Origin of the sequence: Klebsiella sp. D-Nf1, from assembly GCF_002810515.1 — a bacterium.
Lineage (GTDB): Bacteria > Pseudomonadota > Gammaproteobacteria > Enterobacterales > Enterobacteriaceae > Klebsiella > Klebsiella variicola.
This window is the reverse complement of the sequence record NZ_PIOK01000038.1, coordinates 1-439: the sequence shown is the minus strand read 5'-3', so window position 1 is coordinate 439 and position 439 is coordinate 1. Positions and strand designations below refer to the sequence as shown.

Below are 439 nucleotides of genomic sequence, written 5' to 3'. Positions count from 1 at the left end.
TTCGATCCCGCATAGCTCCACCATCATTACTGCAAACACAAGAAAACTTCAGAGTGAACCTGAAAAGGTGCACTGCGAAGTTTTGCTCTTTAAAAATCTGGATCAAGCTGAAAATTGAAACGACACACAGTTAATGTGTGTTCGAGTCTCTCAAATTTTCGCAATCAGAAGATGGCACTGTAAAAGGTGACGTGAGCAAAGTGAAGCCAAGGCGTACCGCACGCAGCGAGCGGAGTGGACTTAATGTCCATGAGCATCGCGAGTACGGAACAACGTAGGATTCACGATGCGCAACGAACCGGACAGAACAAGACATCTTCGGGTTGTGAGGTTAAGCGACTAAGCGTACACGGTGGATGCCCTGGCAGTCAGAGGCGATGAAGGACGTGCTAATCTGCGAAAAGCGTCGGTAAGGTGATATGAACCGTTATAGCCGGCG

Annotated in this window: 1 rRNA gene; it reads left to right on the top strand. The window is 48.5% G+C overall.

The features are described 5' to 3' along the window. Positions 1–329 precede the first annotated feature (329 nt). Positions 330–439: ribosomal RNA gene (locus CWM54_RS27900) — 23S ribosomal RNA — on the top strand; the annotation flags it as partial.